We start from the raw sequence: 16976 nt of genomic DNA, 5'->3' as shown, positions 1-16976 counted from the left end.
AATCAGAATCCAAAAATAGACTTTTTAACCACTTCAAAGGTTGTAAAATTCTGCAAAGGACCATCAGCGGTTCTTACAGCTTCTACTTTTGCCCTGTCAGGGCCTTTATGGCACCAATTGATCAGTTGTTCCAATTGCTTCTCCGTTCCCTCTGCCTCTATATAAACCGACCCGTCTTCCAGGTTTTTCACGAAACCTGTTACCCCGATTTGCTCGGCAGCAGTTTTTGTACTGGCTCTAAAATACACGCCTTGTACTTTACCAATAACCTGTATGTTTTTATGTTTCATAGATTTCTAAGTATTGTAATTCTTTTCAGATAGCTCATAGATACATATATGTAGCCTAAAACTTTTTACTTAGGGGACAAGTGAATTCGAAATTAGAAAATCAGTTTATGAATCTGCTGTGAATACTGGTCGAGTTCAGTAATGATAAGTTTAAACCAGCTTGAATATGTCTCAGGATGCTGAAGGATATCCAATTTAATATTCTCCACTTTCATCCATTTGAAATCTTCGGCTTCTTCCGGATCCGGGTTTGGCTTGCCATCAAAGCTCCCAACGTATACATAATCATATTCATGTTCAGTAAGCCCGTTTTCATATACTGAGCGATAAATGAACTTATAAAGGAAATGCAATTCACAATCAAATCCCATTTCCCCCATTAACTTTTTATGGAGCGTATCTTCAAGTTCCTCATCTTTTAATGGGTGGCTGCAACAAGCATTTGTCCATAAACCGCCCGAATGATATTTGTCCTTCGCACGTTTTTGCAACAACAACTCTCCTTTGGAGTTGAACACCACAATTGAAAACGCACGATGGAGTTCACCTTTTTGATGAACCGACAGCTTTTCACCGTAGCCAATTACATTATCCTGATGATCAACTAAAAGTAATTCTTGCATAGTTTTATTGGTTTTACACTGGAAGCTGCTGTCAACTTAACCTCATCAGCTCGCGATAAGTTTTCCAAGTTCTGTATAAGATTCAAGCCGGGGCGTTTTCCCTTTTCAATGGTTCCTAAATCATCCCAACCAAAAAACCTTGCTCCGTTTTTACACGCCCAATTAAGCATACTAATCAGATTAATTTCTAAAAAATGATGCTGAAGTGTTTTCAGTTCATCCAAAATCGATAAGCTTGTATTCGACGAAAGACTGTCGGTACCGATTACTAACGGTAGTTGGTTCTTCATCAATAATTGCATATCGGGCAATGCATCTTCAATGAACAAATTCGCATTCGGACAAAGGCAAAAATAGTTTTCGCCCCTAGCCTTTGCAAAATCGATATCCTGTTGGCTGGAAAAAGTATTATGCACCAACAATGTCTTAGCCTGTCCGAGCCAAGGCAAATAAGTTTGCAAGGAAGTCTTCCCCGAAGATTGAAAGAAAGAAATATCCAGGCCGAAGGTTTTATATAAGTCCAAAAACTCACCTGATTTATCTTCAAAGAATTTAGTTTCCTCAATGGTTTCCTGATTGTGAATAGATAATAGTTGTGGGTTTCGGATTGAAAGTTCGGAGTTAGAAATTAATTTGAACAACTTTTCAGATACCGAATAGGGTGCATGCGGCGTTACAGATGCTGTTTGCGGAGCTGCACGAAGCAAGTTATTTGCCCTTTCAATAATCGCCTCAGCACTTTCAGGGTTAAAGCCGAATACTTCTACAAAAGTATGGTAACGTAAATTCGATTTCTGTTTTTGTGAGAAAGAAATAGATGAATTAGAGATATCGCCTACCGCAACGATTCCGTTTGCGATCATTTCGGTTTCCGCTTTTTCAATGGCCGACAACACTTCTTCATCTGCCGCATTACGAAATTGCTGAACGTTTTTTATAAAAGTAACCAGGCCGGTTTTCTGAGGTAACCTATCTCGCAAATGAGAAAGCTCGAGGTGACAATGAGCATTAATAAACCCTGGACAAAGCACTCCGTTTAGCTTTTCAACCTCTTCCAAACCCTGAGCATTGGGTAACAAATCAAGAATAGTCCCCTGATTATCAAGGATCACAACTCCGTTCTTAAGAGGTTCAGTAGCAAGGGTAAATATCCAATCGGCTGTGATTTTGCGCATCTTTCAAAGATAATTCTTATTTAGAATAAGCATTGTAAAGATTCTATTTAGAAAACCAATCCAATGATAGTTAATTAGTTACATTATTAATTGACCCTAATCAGTATCAGTAAAATTATTACCTTTGCGCCATGGAAAAGGTTTTGGCAAAGAAAGATATACGTTCATATGCATTAGATGATCTTAAAAAGCTGTTTACTGAAATGGGCGAACAGGCGTTTAGGGCAAAACAAGTGTACGAATGGCTATGGAAAAAATCTGCCTGGAGCTTTGAAGAAATGACCAACCTTTCCAAAGAGTTGCGTGAAAAACTTACTCAAAACTTTACCATTAATGCGGTAAAGCTGGATCATCAACAAATCAGCTCTGACAGAACGATCAAAAACACCTTCAAGTTGTATGATAGCAATATCATTGAAGGCGTATTGATTCCTACAGAAGATCGTATGACAGCTTGCGTATCCTCACAAGTGGGCTGCAGTTTAACGTGTAAGTTTTGTGCCACCGGCTACATGGACCGTAAACGAAACCTGAATGCGGATGAAATTTATGATCAAGTAGTGTTGATCGATAAACAAGCAAAGGAGAATTACGGGATTCCGTTGAGCAACATTGTGTACATGGGCATGGGCGAACCTTTGCTTAACTATGCCAACATGATGAAATCGGTAGAGCGTATCACATCTGAAGATGGTTTAAATATGGCAGCCAAACGTATTACCGTTTCCACTGCCGGTATTGCCAAAATGATTAAGAAATTAGGTGATGATAACGTGAAGTTTAATCTTGCATTATCACTACATGCGGCGAATGACGAAAAGCGTAATGAAATCATGCCTATTAATGAGCAAAACTCATTGAGTGCATTGGCTGAGGCGCTTCAATACTTTTACCACAAAACTAAAAACCCTATCACTTTCGAATACATCGTATTTGAAAACTTTAACGATGAAATCAAGGATGCTGCAGAACTGGTAAAATTCTGCAAAAAAGTTCCTTGTAAAGTCAATATTATCGAATACAACCCTATCGCCTTCGCCGCTTTTCAAAATACCGGAGAAGATAAACTGGATGCTTTTGCCAATCATTTGCGTAAACACAATGTGAACGTACACATTAGAAGAAGCAGAGGTAAGGATATTGATGCCGCTTGCGGACAGTTAGCGGTTAAGCAAAAAGAAGGCAGTTTGCAGTCCTGAGTCTTCGACCCACAGATTTAAGTCTAATAGTAATTCTTCATAATTTTCAGTAAAAGTTTGAGCTTTAAATTTAAATTAAAATTTTTAACTTAAAAAACTCAAACTTTCCACTTTGATAAAAACCTATTTATCAGATTTTGCAGCATTGCTCTTCCCCGAACTTTGCCAGGCTTGTGGCAATAATCTATTTCGTGGAGAAGAATTAATCTGTACCTATTGTTTACATAATTTACCGTACACCAACTTTCACCATGATCCTGAAAACGCTGTTGCTAAACAATTTTGGGGTAAAGTACACATCGAAAATGCCGCAGCTTGTTTTTATTTCAGAAAGGGAGGAAAAGTTCAAAATCTTTTGCATCAGCTTAAATACAAAGGCAACAAGGCCATTGGCGAAAAAATCGGAAAAATTTATGGCCATCAACTAAAACTTTCGAACGCCTTTAAAAACATTGACCTGATTATCCCTGTCCCACTTCACCAATCCAAACTTAAAATACGAGGATATAACCAAGCTAATTCTTTTGCACAAGGACTAAGCACTTCAATGAACCTTGAAATAAATGAGAACGTCCTCAAAAAGATTTTAGCTACGGAAACACAAACCCGAAAAAATCGATTTCAACGCTTTGAGAATGTAGAGAACATTTTTGCGGTAGATAATCCTGAGTTTGTAAAAGGAAAGCATATTTTAATAGCAGATGATGTAGTAACCACAGGCTCAACCTTACAATCGTGTGCTGAAGTATTACTAAATGCAGGCTGTAAAAAGGTAAGTATTGTTGTAATTTCTTATGCCAAATAACCTATCTTATCTTACCACACAAATCAGCACTGACCTTCAGTTAATCACAAAAAATTAAATATTTTTTTTAAAATTTATGTAACCTTTTAATACTACAAGCGTAAAAGTTACACAGAGAGCGTAAATTTAGATAGAAGGCGGGATTAGCGTAAGTTAATCTTGCTTTCTTTTTTTATACCCTACCCTGACTCCACGTGCACTCCTTCTATCCGATTTCATTTTACTTTTTCTTGACAGAGAATTTACAAAAAAAGTAACCTTTTCGTTTTTTTAGCGTAAAAGACTAGCAGAGAGCGTAAATTTAGATAGAAGGCGAGATTAGCACATGTTAATCTTGCTTTCTTTTTTTTATGCCCTACCTTCAGATGAGATTAATTCTTTATTTATAATAATTCATTTTTTTGTAACCTTTTGATTTTGTGCGCGTAAAAGACTTACAGAGAGCGTAAAATTTAGAAGAAAACGGGGCTAACAATGTTGGCCCCTTTTTCTTTTATAGCTTTTCCGAAATTTATTCCACAAAAAAAGCGACCAATTCTCATTGATCGCCTTTAATATTAATAGCATTTATTTTTTATCTATCTGTACAGAGGAAATTCTTCCATCCAATCATTGATCTCGTCTTTCACGTTTGCCAATTCATCTTCATTATCGATATTCATCAATACGCGATCGATCAATTCCACAATTACATCCATGTGTTCTTCTTTCATTCCACGCGTAGTAACAGCTGCTGTTCCTACACGGAAACCAGAAGTTACAAATGGTGATTTATCATCAAAAGGAACCATGTTTTTATTTGTTGTAATATCTGCAAGTACCAATGCAGCTTCAGCAGCTTTACCAGTAATGCCTTTATTACGCAAATCAATTAACATCATATGATTATCGGTTCCGCCTGAAATGATTTCATAACCACGTTTAACAAATGCTTCGGCCATACGTGCAGCATTCTTTTTAACCTGCATAATGTACTCAAAGTACTCATCGCTTAATGCTTCACCAAAAGCTACTGCTTTAGCTGCAATCACGTGCTCTAACGGGCCACCTTGAGTACCAGGAAAAACAGCACCATCAAGAATTGACGACATCATTCGAATTTCACCCTTAGGAGTTTTCAATCCCCAAGGATTTTCAAAATCCTTACCCATCATGATCATACCTCCACGTGGACCGCGTAACGTTTTATGAGTAGTGGTTGTTACAATATGACAATGAGGTAACGGATCATTTAACAAACCACGAGCAATTAAACCGGCAGGATGTGAAATATCAGCTAAAACCAACGCTCCTACTTTATCTGCAATAGCACGAATACGAGCGTAATCCCAATCACGTGAATAAGCCGATGCTCCGCAGATGATTAACTTCGGTTGCTCACGCAAAGCAACTTCTTCCATTTGTGCATAATTAATCAAACCAGTTTCTTTTTCTACACCATAGAAAAATGGCTTGTAATTACGCCCTGAGAAATTCACAGGCGAACCATGAGTTAAGTGACCTCCATGAGAAAGATCAAAACCTAGAATTTTATCACCGGCTTGCAAAACACCCAAAAATACAGCAGCATTTGCTTGTGCTCCAGAATGCGGTTGAACGTTTGCCCACTCAGCATTAAACAACTGTTTAGCACGATCAATAGCAATCTGCTCAACCACGTCAACAACTTCGCAGCCGCCGTAATAACGTTTTTTAGGTAAACCTTCAGCGTATTTATTGGTAAGGCAAGAACCTTGAGCTTCCATTACCTGCTTGCTGGTGAAATTTTCAGAAGCAATCAGTTCAATGCCTTCTTCTTGGCGCTCTGCTTCTTCTGCAATAAGATCAAAAATGAGTTTGTCGCGTGTCATGATAAGTATTAAAAGAAGCCGCGAATTTACTAACTCACAGACAATTATTTTAATACTTTTTTTCTGAAGTTAATTTGACAGCAGAAAAGCATTGTTTTGACGGGATTTATTTTTCCATTTCCTCAACAGATTCATCAACGGTCACTTTTCGGCTCAACCAAAAATTATTAAAACCTAAACCGATGTTTATGTCGAGCATTTGCTGCTGAAGCAATTCAAGTATGGACAGGAAATTATAAACTAACTGAACTTTATCTTTACTAGCCGACAAGACCGACTCAAAACTCACGCGATCGGCAGCAGCAAACATGGCTAAAATTGCTTTTTTTTGCTGTTCAATCGTATAGGGATACTGAACAACGGTATGTACTACTTTTTTTTGATCGTTATTATAACGAGCTACGACACGTTCGTAAACCATTAATAAGCGGTAGAGGTCCAGTGTTTGCAATTCCTCTCCCGGAGCTGCCTGGGAGGCAATTTCCTGTAATTCTTTTGCAATGTTACCACGCCGTTCCTGTTTAAAGCGTTCTTCTTCCAAATGGTGAAATTCAGCAAGAACCGCTTTATATTTTTTGTACTCGAGCAGTTTTTGAATTAAATCTTTTCGCGGATCAATTTCATTACCCTCAGCATCCAATTCCGGACGAGGAATTAATAATTTAGCCTTAATGCGCATGAGCGTTGCAGCTACAAGAATGAATTCACTTGCTAATTCAATATTAAGCGCCTGCAATTGATGTATATATCCCAAGAAATCATTGGTAATTCTGGCAATAGGAATATCATGAATATCCAGCTCATCCCTTTCAATGAAGAAGAGAAGTAAATCGAACGGACCCTCAAACTGCGGTAACTTAATTTCGAAACTCAAAACGTCTAAAATTATCAGTCGCAAAAATAGCTTTCCGCATTCATAATCAAGCAGGTAATTTTTCCAAAAATTAAGCGCTTCAATTAAACCCAAGAAAGGTTTTTCCATCAATCAGGTTTATGTTATTCAATCCGATATAAAAAACTAATGAAACACATTCGAGGTTAAGTATTATATTTGCTACCTTATTTTAAGGCGAAAGAATCAAGACACAAGAATAAAGACTAGTTTTTGCTCAACATAAATAACCTTGTTGTTCTATTTTTTCAGCTTATATAAATTAAAAATATAAAAATGCAGGTTGAAGCTGGACCATTATTAGAAAAAATCAACTATCCCGCCGACCTCAGGAAACTGAAGGTAGAAGATCTAGAGGAAGTGTGTAAAGAATTAAGGCAGTATATTATTGATGTTGTTTCTGTTAATGGAGGGCATTTTGGAGCCAGTTTAGGAGTTGTTGAGCTCAGTGTTGCATTACATTATATCTTTGATACTCCTTATGATCAACTGGTTTGGGATGTTGGCCATCAGGCTTACGGGCATAAAATCCTTACCGGACGCAGAGATCTTTTCCATACTAATCGTCTTTACGGTGGAATAAGTGGCTTCCCAAAACGTACAGAAAGCGAATACGATACTTTTGGGGTGGGGCATTCTTCTACTTCAATTTCTGCAGCATTAGGCATGGCGGTAGCATCTCATTATAAAAATGAGAAAGATCGTCAGCATATTGCCGTTATTGGCGACGGCTCCATGACTGCCGGTCTGGCGTTTGAGGCCTTGAATCATGCCGGCGTTGAAAATTCAAATCTTTTAGTGATTTTGAATGATAACTGCATGGCCATTGACCCTAATGTAGGGGCCTTGAAAGAATACCTCACTGATATTACCACTTCCGAATCTTACAATAAATTAAAGAAGGATGTTTGGAAAGTGCTAGGCCCAATTAGCAAATTCGGACCAAATGCCAGGGAAATCGTAAAAAAGGTTGAAAAGTCGATCAAAGGGTCGATACTTAAACAAAGTAACTTCTTTGAGGCTCTTAAGTTCAGGTACTTTGGCCCCATTGACGGCCACAATGTTGCTCACTTAGCTAAAGTACTTGAAGATCTTAAACATATTCCAGGCCCCAAGCTATTGCATTGCATAACTGTAAAAGGTAAAGGCTATGCACTTGCCGAACAAGATCAAACCAAGTGGCATGCACCCGGTTTATTTGACAAAATAACCGGAGAAATTAAGAAGTCGGCTACAGTTGCGCCTCAGCCTCCAAAATACCAGGACGTTTTCGGACATACAATTGTTGAATTAGCAGAAAAGAATCCAAAGATTATGGGCATCACTCCTGCTATGCCTAGTGGTTCTTCCTTAAATATAATGATGAAGGCAATGCCTGATCGTGCTTTTGACGTTGGGATTGCTGAACAGCATGCAGTTACCTTTTCTGCCGGATTGGCCACACAAGGCATGATTCCGTTCTGTAATATTTATTCATCATTTATGCAGAGAGCCTATGACCAGGTGATCCATGATGTTGCAATACAAAAACTAAATGTGGTTATGTGTCTTGACCGTGCCGGCATTGCGGGAGCCGATGGAGCTACCCATCATGGCGCTTACGATCTTGCTTATATGCGCTGTATACCCAACATCGTGGTTTCAGCCCCAATGAATGAAGAAGAGCTGCGCAATTTGATGTTTACGGCTCAACAAGAAAACATGGGCCCATTCGTGATCCGCTACCCTAGAGGCAATGGTGTTATGACCGATTGGAAACGACCAATGCAGGCAATTGAAGTGGGTAAAGGACGAAAAATTTGTGATGGAGAAGAAATTGCAATTCTTACAATCGGCCACATTGGCAATTACGCAGTAAAAGCTTGTTCAGAATTAAACGCTGAAGGCATTTCTCCGGCACATTACGATATGCGTTTTGTAAAGCCTTTAGATGAAAATCTGTTGCATGAAGTATTTAACAAATACAAGAAAATAGTTACAGTTGAAGATGGCTGTTTAGTTGGCGGCATGGGTAGCGCGGTGCTGGAGTTCATGTCAGATCACGGTTACAATGCTCAAGTAAAACGCCTGGGAATTCCAGATCGGTTTATTGAACATGGTGAACAACCTGAATTATACAATGAATGTAATTACGACGCTGCAGCGATCATAAAAACGGTGAAAGAACTTGCCGGTGAACATTCCGCTAAGTTAATGGCGATATAAAAAAGAATTAAGAATATAAAAAACGCTCGTTTTCATGATAAAACGAGCGTTTTTTTGTTTTGATATAATTCTGATACTATTAAAAATCATTATATAGATTCCTGAAGGAGCTGCGCAACCCAAATGAAATGATTGTAGCTTTATTATCTGCAAGGTCATTTTTTTCTCTTCTATAAGCTAAGCCCAGCTCTAATCTTAAGTTGTATTTGGGATTAAAAATATAACTGGTTTTAAAATCGCCAAAATAAAGATGAGTAAAAATACCTTGTCCGATGTGATTCTCATAGTCACTTTCACGTGTATCGTACGACAAAAATATGTTTTTACCAAAATTGTCTCCCGGAGCATCTAATCCATAGTTGCCATAGCTAAGTTGCCCTCTAAAATCAAAGCGTTGCCAGGTATAATTAATAATACCAAGCAATTCTCTAAAATTAGCTCCCCAAGGATGCCCTAATGGCTGATTGTAATGACCGTAATTAATCAAACTGGTGCGGGAAGAAGAGGTATAAGGTCTTATTGTATTAAACTCTCCTTGCGCATAGAGGTTATTTACCTTGAAGATATCAAATGACTTAAATCCGATTTGTGCACCCCACTTATTTGCCCACCATCCTTTATCACTGAAAAGCTCTGACTCCTTGAATTCATCCAGAAAAAACTGTCCATAAACTGAAGTCTTTTTCAAAACTTTATACTTTGCATTAATTCCGACCATGGCATTATCAGGAGAGCCGTTCGCAAATTCAACCGGGCGCAGAAAAATAAACGGGTTCATGTAACTCCAGTCAAAACCCCTCTTTCCTGTTGAGTCAGCATCCTGCCATATAATATTCTCAAATAAGCCGATTGAAACTTTTTTCGAAACATTCCAATCCAAGTAATGAAATACACCCCATTTCTTTCGGTAACCAGTATCATAAGAAAATTGCGGTGCACGCATATCAATCAGCTGTGACCACATTACCCAATACCTCAGAGGCCCAACAGTAGTTGTTACTTTAAAATACGGATAGGGAGTTGTAACATCCGATAACAAAAGCGAGCGGTATCCATCACCTAGAAAATTGCGATCATAGCCAAGATCAAAATTGAAGAATTTAGAAGGAGTGTAAGATAACCGGCCTGCAGAATAAGCATAATCAAAACCACCATTACCATACGGGCGAACTTCACCTTGACCAGGAATAACTCTATTGCTATCCGCAAAACTTTTTACATAAGCAGGAAAAACACCTTGATTTTCATAGAAAGTGGTATAAAAGCTAAAGTTTTTACCAATGCTTCCTCCAAGATAAAACCCACGCGTATTCAACCATAGTGTTTGATTATTCCCTGATTCTTTGCCAATTTGAAAATCCGGCAAAAAATCAAAAGCAAGTGAATATCCAGGTTGATGATATTCGACTAAGTGTTCATCAAAAAGTTTGCGTAAAACCAAGCTTTTTCTCTTTTCAGAAAATTCAAAAACGGTAGTTGTATCGGCCCAGTCCTTGTTTTCTTTTAAATAGGGGCGTATTGACGTATGTCGAGGCAGCAAATCCGTGTACAGTTGTTTAGCTTCAATAACCGAAACATAAGTACCTAAATTGGTTGTGGTTTGAGCAATTGCAGAAAATGAATAAAGCGCTAAAATAGAAACAACTAAAATACGAAGGCAAATTTTCACAGGTATGAATTCTGGAATTAATTTTTAAAAAAGAATTTTAATCTTGTTTGATCCGCTCTATTACTGACTCTACAAATCGCTGATTTTCAATAGGATTCAACATAGTCATTTTGGCGTCGTCCTCCAATTTGCGCTTTCGCTGATGAATGTATAAAGTTAATAAGGAATTGCAAAGAAGTGCCAGCATGGCTAGTGTAATCAATAATTGAACATTGCCGATATGCTGTAAAGCTAGCGCAACTGCAAAAAAAGCAACACTTACTCCAACAAGAATTAGTGTAGCAATGGTATGAGAAAGGTTAAGATCAATTAAGCGATGATGCATGTGATTACGATCGGCTTTAAACGGGGAATCGCTGTTTAATATGCGTAAAGTAAAGACCCGTAGTGTATCAAATAAGGGCACAATCAGAATCGAAACAGTTAAGGCCAACGGCGACTTCAATTCAAATCCGTTAATAACTAACAAATTGTCACTGCTATAAGCAGCAAACTTAATACTAAATATGGCCACAAACATGCCGACTAATAAGGAGCCTGTATCGCCCATAAATATTTTTGCCGGTGAAATATTATACATGAGAAATCCTACCAGCGCCCCTGCCATTGCAATTGCCATGTACGCCCATCCCTGATTACCCATTAAATGAAATAAAAGCGCAAAACAAATGGATATAACTACTCCTAAACTTCCAGCCAGTCCATCAATTCCATCAATTAAGTTAAAGGCATTGACAATACCTACAACAGCAAAAACAGTAAAGGCAATACTTAAGGGATAAAAAATTTCATTTATGCCCAGAACTCCATGAAAACTATTAATGCGAATATCTGCCAATATTGCTAAAATTAAACCGGCAAGAATTTGCGCACCTAATTTTTTCAGAGGGCTTAAACCAACCAGATCATCTTTTAAGCCAACTATAAATAAAATAATACCGGCAGCAAGTATTAAACCCGCCTGAGGCAAAAGCGAACTGTTAATAAATAAGGAGGTGGAGAATAAAAAGCCTGTAAAAATGGATATACCGCCTAAGTTGGGGATGATTTTTGTATGTATTTTCCGTTCCTCTGTAGGAACATCGAACAGCCTTTTTCGAAACGCTACATATATAATGGATGGAATTGAGAAACTCACCACCAATAAACTAGTAAAAAAGATAAGTAGATATAAAAACATAGATGTGATGGTTTGGTTTAGATTAATTTCATTTAGGTATACTTATAATTTTGCTCAAAGTTAAACATTTTAACTTTGAGGTGAAAAATACTTGAAGGTTTAATTACCAAAAAAACTAAAAAACAATTCCCTTATAATCAATAGATTGCATCAAAAAACAAATCCCATTATGGTTAAGATAATAGGATTGTTACAGCAATAACATAAAGCTTTATTAGTTTGATACTATTAAGCACGACATAATCATTCAGTTTGTAAACGATGTGAGATGTGTTCGAAAATCTCTTCTTGGGTAGGGTTCGCGAGGAAAAAGACTAATCATTGGTTTTGCGCTTCTCATAGAAAATTACTCCAGCTCGGTTAATATGATCGATCAAATCCTGATTGTCTATTTGTCTGAATAATGAAAGATCTATTTTATACGGCAACAGCAAAACATCAAGCTCATTCTCCAACTTTAACAATTGTGAAAGATCAAGCTGATCTCCTGCTAGTGTCATGTCTATATCCGAAGATGGTTTGTGCCTATTCATGGCCCTGGATCCATAGATCAAGACTTTTTCAATTTCAGGATATTTCTTAAAAATACCTAAGATTGCATTAACAGTATGCTCATCTAAAACCAAACTTCATTATTACAAATTTGCTAAACTTTCCATCTTCGACTGAAAATCAATGAATAATTCATATTTACAATTACATTGATGCCACTTGCTCAGAAACCGCTTTAATCTCTTGCTCCAGCTCCTTGGGATAAATCAACAGCACATCTTTATCATCCACCACAATAAAATTGTTCAGACCTTTAACAACGGCTTTTTTCCCTTCGGGAAGATGAATAATATTCCCTTCTGCCTCGAAACTCAAAATTTGATCGGAATTGCTTACATTTTGATTTTCATCCTTTTCGGCCACTTCATATAAAGAGGCCCAGGTTCCTAAATCGGACCAACCGAAATCAGCAGGCAGGGTATACACATTATCCGCCTTTTCCATGATCGCATAATCAATGGAAATGTTAGGAGAAGCTGGATAATATTCATCAATAAATACCTTCTCGGAAGAAGTATTATAATGACCCATTCCGGCATTGAACAACTCATAAATTTCAGGAGAATATTGTTCAAATGCTTTCAAAGCCGACTTCACATTCCAGATAAAGATCCCGGCATTCCATACATAATTGCCGGAAATTAAAAACTCTTTCGCCTTTTCCAGTTTAGGTTTTTCGGTGAAGCGAATGACCTTCTTGATTTCTCCCTTATCCGCTTTCTCATAATTGATATAACCGTAGCCGGTATCCGGACGGGTTGGCGTAATACCCAAGGTAAGCAAGGCATCATTCGAAGCTGTAAATTCCAATACTGCTTGTATCTTTTCCACAAAGACATCTTCCTTTAAAATAAAATGATCGGAAGGAGCCACCACGACATTTGCCTTGGGATTCTTGGCAAATAATTTAAACGAAGCATAAGCAACACAAGGAGCGGTATTATTTCGGGAAGGTTCACAAATGATCTGTTCCTCAGTAAAATGAGGTAATTGCTCTTTTACCAAATCACGGTATTGTTCATTGGTAACTATGTATATATTTTCCTGTGGAGCCACATTTTTGAAGCGATCCACGGTTAACTGCAAAAAAGATTTACCAACCCCCAAAATATCGATAAACTGTTTAGGGCATTCAACACGGCTTTTCGGCCAGAAACGAGAACCAACGCCGCCGGCCATGATTAATACGTAATTATTGGTATTGGTCATACTTGTTTTTCGGTTGTTCATTGTACCAAAGCCTGGTAATTCGAACGATTTAATTTATAATGGACTGGTTTTTTTATACAAATTCGGCAATTTTTCGCCTCCGCGGTCGGCGGGACCGAGTATCCGGAACGCGACTGCAATCTTTCCTCCACTAATTTGGAAGTATTCCTAAATACAAACAGGAAAGATTGAAGGTCGCTAACCTGAATGATTACGAACTTGCAGGGTCCATAGAATTTATTTAAGAATTTAATTCCAGATAGTGTCCTTTATTTCTTCATAAACTTTAGCAATTCCTGCTTCAAGGGATGTAGATGCTTTCCGCTTTCAAAGTTTATTATTTACAAACTCTGTGCAACTCCTGATTAATTGTTTCACCTCAGAGATTACACAGAGCTATTCATTGTCCTTCGGGACTATTCATATTGATTTTTCACTGCATAACCCGCATCAGCCAACATTTTTTCTTTACGGAAATGCTCTACATCTGCTACCATCATTTCTTTCACCAACGCCGGAAGATCGTATTTAGGTTCCCAACCTAATTTAGTTTTAGATTTTGTAGGATCACCAATCAATAAATCCACTTCTGTAGGACGGAAATAACGAGGATCAACAGCTATAACTTCAGTTCCCTCGGTAATAATATAATCAGGATTTGAGCATGAAACTACGTAAGCCTTTTCATCCACACCTTCCCCTTTAAATTCGATTTCCATGCCTACTTCGGCAAATGACATACGAACAAAATCCCGAACAGTCGTAGTAACCCCAGTTGCAATTACATAATCTTCCGGGTTATCTTGTTGTAAGATTAACCACATTGCTTCTACATAATCCTTAGCATGTCCCCAATCGCGCTTCGCATCCAAATTGCCTAAGTATAATTTGTCTTGTAAGCCCATGGCTATTTTTGCAGTACCGCGGGTAATTTTACGAGTTACAAAGGTTTCTCCTCGTAACGGGCTTTCATGGTTAAACAGAATGCCGTTACAAGCAAACATGTTATAAGCTTCGCGGTAGTTTACCGTAATCCAATAGGCATACATTTTAGCAACTGCATAGGGAGAACGCGGGTAAAAAGGTGTGGTTTCTGATTGAGGAACTGCCTGCACCAATCCATACAACTCAGAAGTAGAGGCCTGGTAAATTTTAGTCTTTTTCTCTAATCCTAAAATACGAATAGCCTCCAAGATACGCAAAGTACCTATACCATCTGCATTAGCGGTGTACTCCGGAGTATCAAAACTAACCTTTACATGGCTCATCGCTCCTAAGTTGTAAATCTCATCCGGTTGTACTTCCTGAATAATCCGAATTAAATTGGTTGAATCACTTAAATCTCCGTAATGCAATTTAAAACGCACATTTTCTTCATGTGGATCTTGGTATAGATGATCAATTCGATCGGTATTGAACAATGAAGAGCGGCGTTTGATGCCGTGCACTTCGTATCCTTTTTTTAATAAAAATTCAGCTAAATATGCTCCGTCTTGGCCTGTTATACCTGTAAGTAGTGCTTTTTTCATTATGTCTTTAATCTAATATTAACTAACCTGCCTCAAAATCTGTTTATTCAATTCATCTCGATCTTTATCCCATACCCAACCCCACTTATTGAAATACTTAATAGCTGAACGAATATGATGCTTTAACAAAACAGGATTAGAATAAGACTCCTTCTTAAATCCATGAAATACCTGAACTTCAGGATAGAAGATTGTTTTTGTCAATTTATGCACCCTTCTGGTTAGATCATAATCTTCCAAATACATAAAATACCTAGGATCAAAACCACCTGATTCTTGCAATATTTCATTACGAAAAAACATAAAGCAACCTGAAAGACAAGGTGTATTTATGATCTTATCATAACTAAAGCCACATAACTCATATTTCTGATTACGCTTTTGAGCCCATCCTGAATGCTTAAAAAAGCGTCTCCCTATTAAATCAAATGGAGTAGGTAGTAGTTTACATAAACGTTGTATTTCTCCATCATTATAGAGTATTTTGGGCATCAATTGTCCAACATCTGGATTTTGCTCCATAAAGTTATATATGGATTCCAATGTGCCTTCAGAAAATGAAATGTCAGGATTTAAAATTAAATGATACTTACTTAATCCTTTTGATTTTTGAATGGCAATATTATGTGCTTTACCATATCCTAAGTTTGCATTATTAAAGATAAATTCAATTCTTTCATCTACTCTAAAACTTTGGGATAGACTTTTAGGGGAATTGTCGATTAAATACAACTTATCAATAAACTTGCATTTTAATACACAACTGACTACATAAGTCAGCTCCTCAACATTATTATTGTATAAAACAATAGAAGCCGTTGTTTTCATTTTCAACAATTTTTTCTTTAATAAAATACTGAATTAAACAACTATTATACATACCCAAACATCGTTAATACCCTGTAAATTCTAAATGCAATCAAACTACCAAAGAGAATCAAATAAATTAAACCATTCATGGTTCCCTTCTTTTTATTCTTTTTAAAAGAATTAAGTCTAAGAATAAGTATTAAAAGGTATGTTAACGTTACAAAACGAGACGAAATAATCGCCAGGGGAATAGTAATAATTGCAACCCCCAAAACTATATAAAGAACTCTATTCCAAAGCAAATGAGATTTAACTGTATATTTCTTTTTAAAGTAATATATGAATAATGCTAATAATAAAATTTCTGTAATTAATCCTAAAATACTTCCATCAAGAGAAAGATATCCATAGTAAGTAATAAGCTTATTCGATACTATTGATATTAAAATTGAGGCAATTAATAGACCTATTACCAGAACAATAAAAAACTTAAATCTTGAAAAGTTAATTTTCCAACCTAACACTAAGGGCAAAAATGAGGCATGAAAAAATGGCAAAACAAATACAGCCCACAAACTATTATAAAATAAAATAATAAAAAAAGCACCAAAACCAGTTCTTATATTAATTGCATGTGCAAATGGCATAATTGAAAAAACAAAAAAAAGTAACCATAAGATGGAGTTCGTTTTTTTTAATATTGCCCAGCTTTCTAAAATAGACAAAGAATAAACTAAAGAAAATAAAAGTAGGAAGTGTAGTTCTAAGGGAAATAATCCAATAAGTTTAAATAAAAAAAAGGATGCGGGCTCAAACACATCTCCTTCATTAATAATACCTCTCGCTAGATTTAGATAGGCTACCACATCACCTTCTATTGCTATTGATTGATTAAATAAAGCAAATAAAATAAAGCCTTCAATAAGCACAATAAGAATAAAAACTAAAAATCGAAAACTTTTCACTGAAGAAATCAAAATACTTTAAT

The 16976-nt window shown here is 36.9% G+C and carries 15 protein-coding genes; 3 read left to right on the top strand and 12 right to left on the bottom strand.

Annotated elements, in window-relative coordinates; all coding sequences use genetic code 11:
- Positions 1-2 precede the first annotated feature (2 nt).
- The 3 genes from FN756_RS08620 to FN756_RS08610 form a co-directional block, all read right to left on the bottom strand.
- Positions 3-290 (bottom strand): acylphosphatase, encoded by a 288-nt coding sequence (locus FN756_RS08620; RefSeq protein WP_142603317.1) that lies wholly within the window; start codon positions 288-290, stop codon positions 3-5.
- 92 nt (positions 291-382) lie between these two features.
- Positions 383-913 (bottom strand): isopentenyl-diphosphate Delta-isomerase, encoded by a 531-nt coding sequence (idi, locus tag FN756_RS08615; RefSeq protein ID WP_142603316.1) that lies wholly within the window; start codon positions 911-913, stop codon positions 383-385.
- Positions 895-2088: an amidohydrolase family protein gene (locus FN756_RS08610; RefSeq protein WP_142603314.1), complete on the bottom strand. Its 1194-nt coding sequence runs from the start codon at positions 2086-2088 to the stop codon at positions 895-897. The genes idi and FN756_RS08610 overlap by 19 nt, the downstream gene beginning before the upstream one ends.
- 131 nt (positions 2089-2219) lie before the next feature.
- On the opposite strand from FN756_RS08610, the gene rlmN reads away from it, so the two are divergent.
- Positions 2220-3287, top strand: coding sequence for a 23S rRNA (adenine(2503)-C(2))-methyltransferase RlmN (gene rlmN / locus FN756_RS08605; protein ID WP_142603312.1), 1068 nt, complete (start codon positions 2220-2222; stop codon positions 3285-3287).
- A 112-nt stretch (positions 3288-3399) separates the two neighbouring features.
- Complete coding sequence (locus tag FN756_RS08600) at positions 3400-4092, top strand: ComF family protein (protein WP_142603309.1); 693 nt, start codon at positions 3400-3402, stop codon at positions 4090-4092.
- Between the two features lie 578 nt (positions 4093-4670).
- On the opposite strand, the gene glyA is transcribed toward FN756_RS08600, so the two are convergent.
- Together glyA and FN756_RS08590 are read right to left on the bottom strand one after the other, a co-directional pair.
- The gene (glyA, locus tag FN756_RS08595) at positions 4671-5942 is read right to left on the bottom strand and encodes a serine hydroxymethyltransferase (protein WP_142603307.1); all 1272 of its coding nucleotides are present in this window, start codon (positions 5940-5942) and stop codon (positions 4671-4673) included.
- A 106-nt stretch (positions 5943-6048) separates the two neighbouring features.
- Positions 6049-6924: a segregation and condensation protein A gene (locus FN756_RS08590; protein WP_221929043.1), complete on the bottom strand. Its 876-nt coding sequence runs from the start codon at positions 6922-6924 to the stop codon at positions 6049-6051.
- Between the two features lie 186 nt (positions 6925-7110).
- On the opposite strand from FN756_RS08590, the gene dxs reads away from it, so the two are divergent.
- Positions 7111-9039 (top strand): 1-deoxy-D-xylulose-5-phosphate synthase, encoded by a 1929-nt coding sequence (gene dxs / locus FN756_RS08585; RefSeq protein WP_142603305.1) that lies wholly within the window; start codon positions 7111-7113, stop codon positions 9037-9039.
- A gap of 79 nt (positions 9040-9118) precedes the next feature.
- On the opposite strand, the gene FN756_RS08580 is transcribed toward dxs, so the two are convergent.
- The 7 genes from FN756_RS08580 to FN756_RS08550 all read right to left on the bottom strand — a co-directional run bounded on the left by FN756_RS08580 (position 9119) and on the right by FN756_RS08550 (position 16965).
- Positions 9119-10708 carry a hypothetical protein gene (locus FN756_RS08580; RefSeq protein WP_142603303.1) on the bottom strand — a complete coding sequence of 530 codons (1590 nt, stop codon included), beginning with the start codon at positions 10706-10708 and terminating at the stop codon, positions 9119-9121.
- 37 nt (positions 10709-10745) lie between these two features.
- Positions 10746-11888, bottom strand: coding sequence for an MraY family glycosyltransferase (locus tag FN756_RS08575; RefSeq protein ID WP_142603301.1), 1143 nt, complete (start codon positions 11886-11888; stop codon positions 10746-10748).
- Positions 11889-12202: 314 nt separating this feature from the next.
- Entirely contained in the window at positions 12203-12514 is a 312-nt protein-coding gene (locus FN756_RS08570; protein WP_142603299.1) for a nucleotidyltransferase domain-containing protein, read from the bottom strand.
- A 70-nt stretch (positions 12515-12584) separates the two neighbouring features.
- Positions 12585-13670: a mannose-1-phosphate guanylyltransferase gene (locus tag FN756_RS08565; RefSeq protein ID WP_246085452.1), complete on the bottom strand. Its 1086-nt coding sequence runs from the start codon at positions 13668-13670 to the stop codon at positions 12585-12587.
- Between the two features lie 395 nt (positions 13671-14065).
- Positions 14066-15178, bottom strand: coding sequence for a GDP-mannose 4,6-dehydratase (gmd, locus tag FN756_RS08560; RefSeq protein ID WP_142603297.1), 1113 nt, complete (start codon positions 15176-15178; stop codon positions 14066-14068).
- Positions 15179-15196: 18 nt separating this feature from the next.
- Entirely contained in the window at positions 15197-16006 is an 810-nt protein-coding gene (locus FN756_RS08555; RefSeq protein ID WP_142603295.1) for a glycosyltransferase family 2 protein, read from the bottom strand.
- A 44-nt stretch (positions 16007-16050) separates the two neighbouring features.
- Complete coding sequence (locus tag FN756_RS08550) at positions 16051-16965, bottom strand: hypothetical protein (protein WP_142603293.1); 915 nt, start codon at positions 16963-16965, stop codon at positions 16051-16053.
- Between the last annotated feature and the right edge of the window lie 11 nt (positions 16966-16976).

Source organism: Solitalea koreensis (assembly GCF_900182575.1).
GTDB lineage: Bacteria > Bacteroidota > Bacteroidia > Sphingobacteriales > Sphingobacteriaceae > Solitalea > Solitalea koreensis.
The sequence above is the reverse complement of the archived record's forward strand: the minus strand, read 5'-3'. Positions and strand labels throughout refer to the sequence as shown.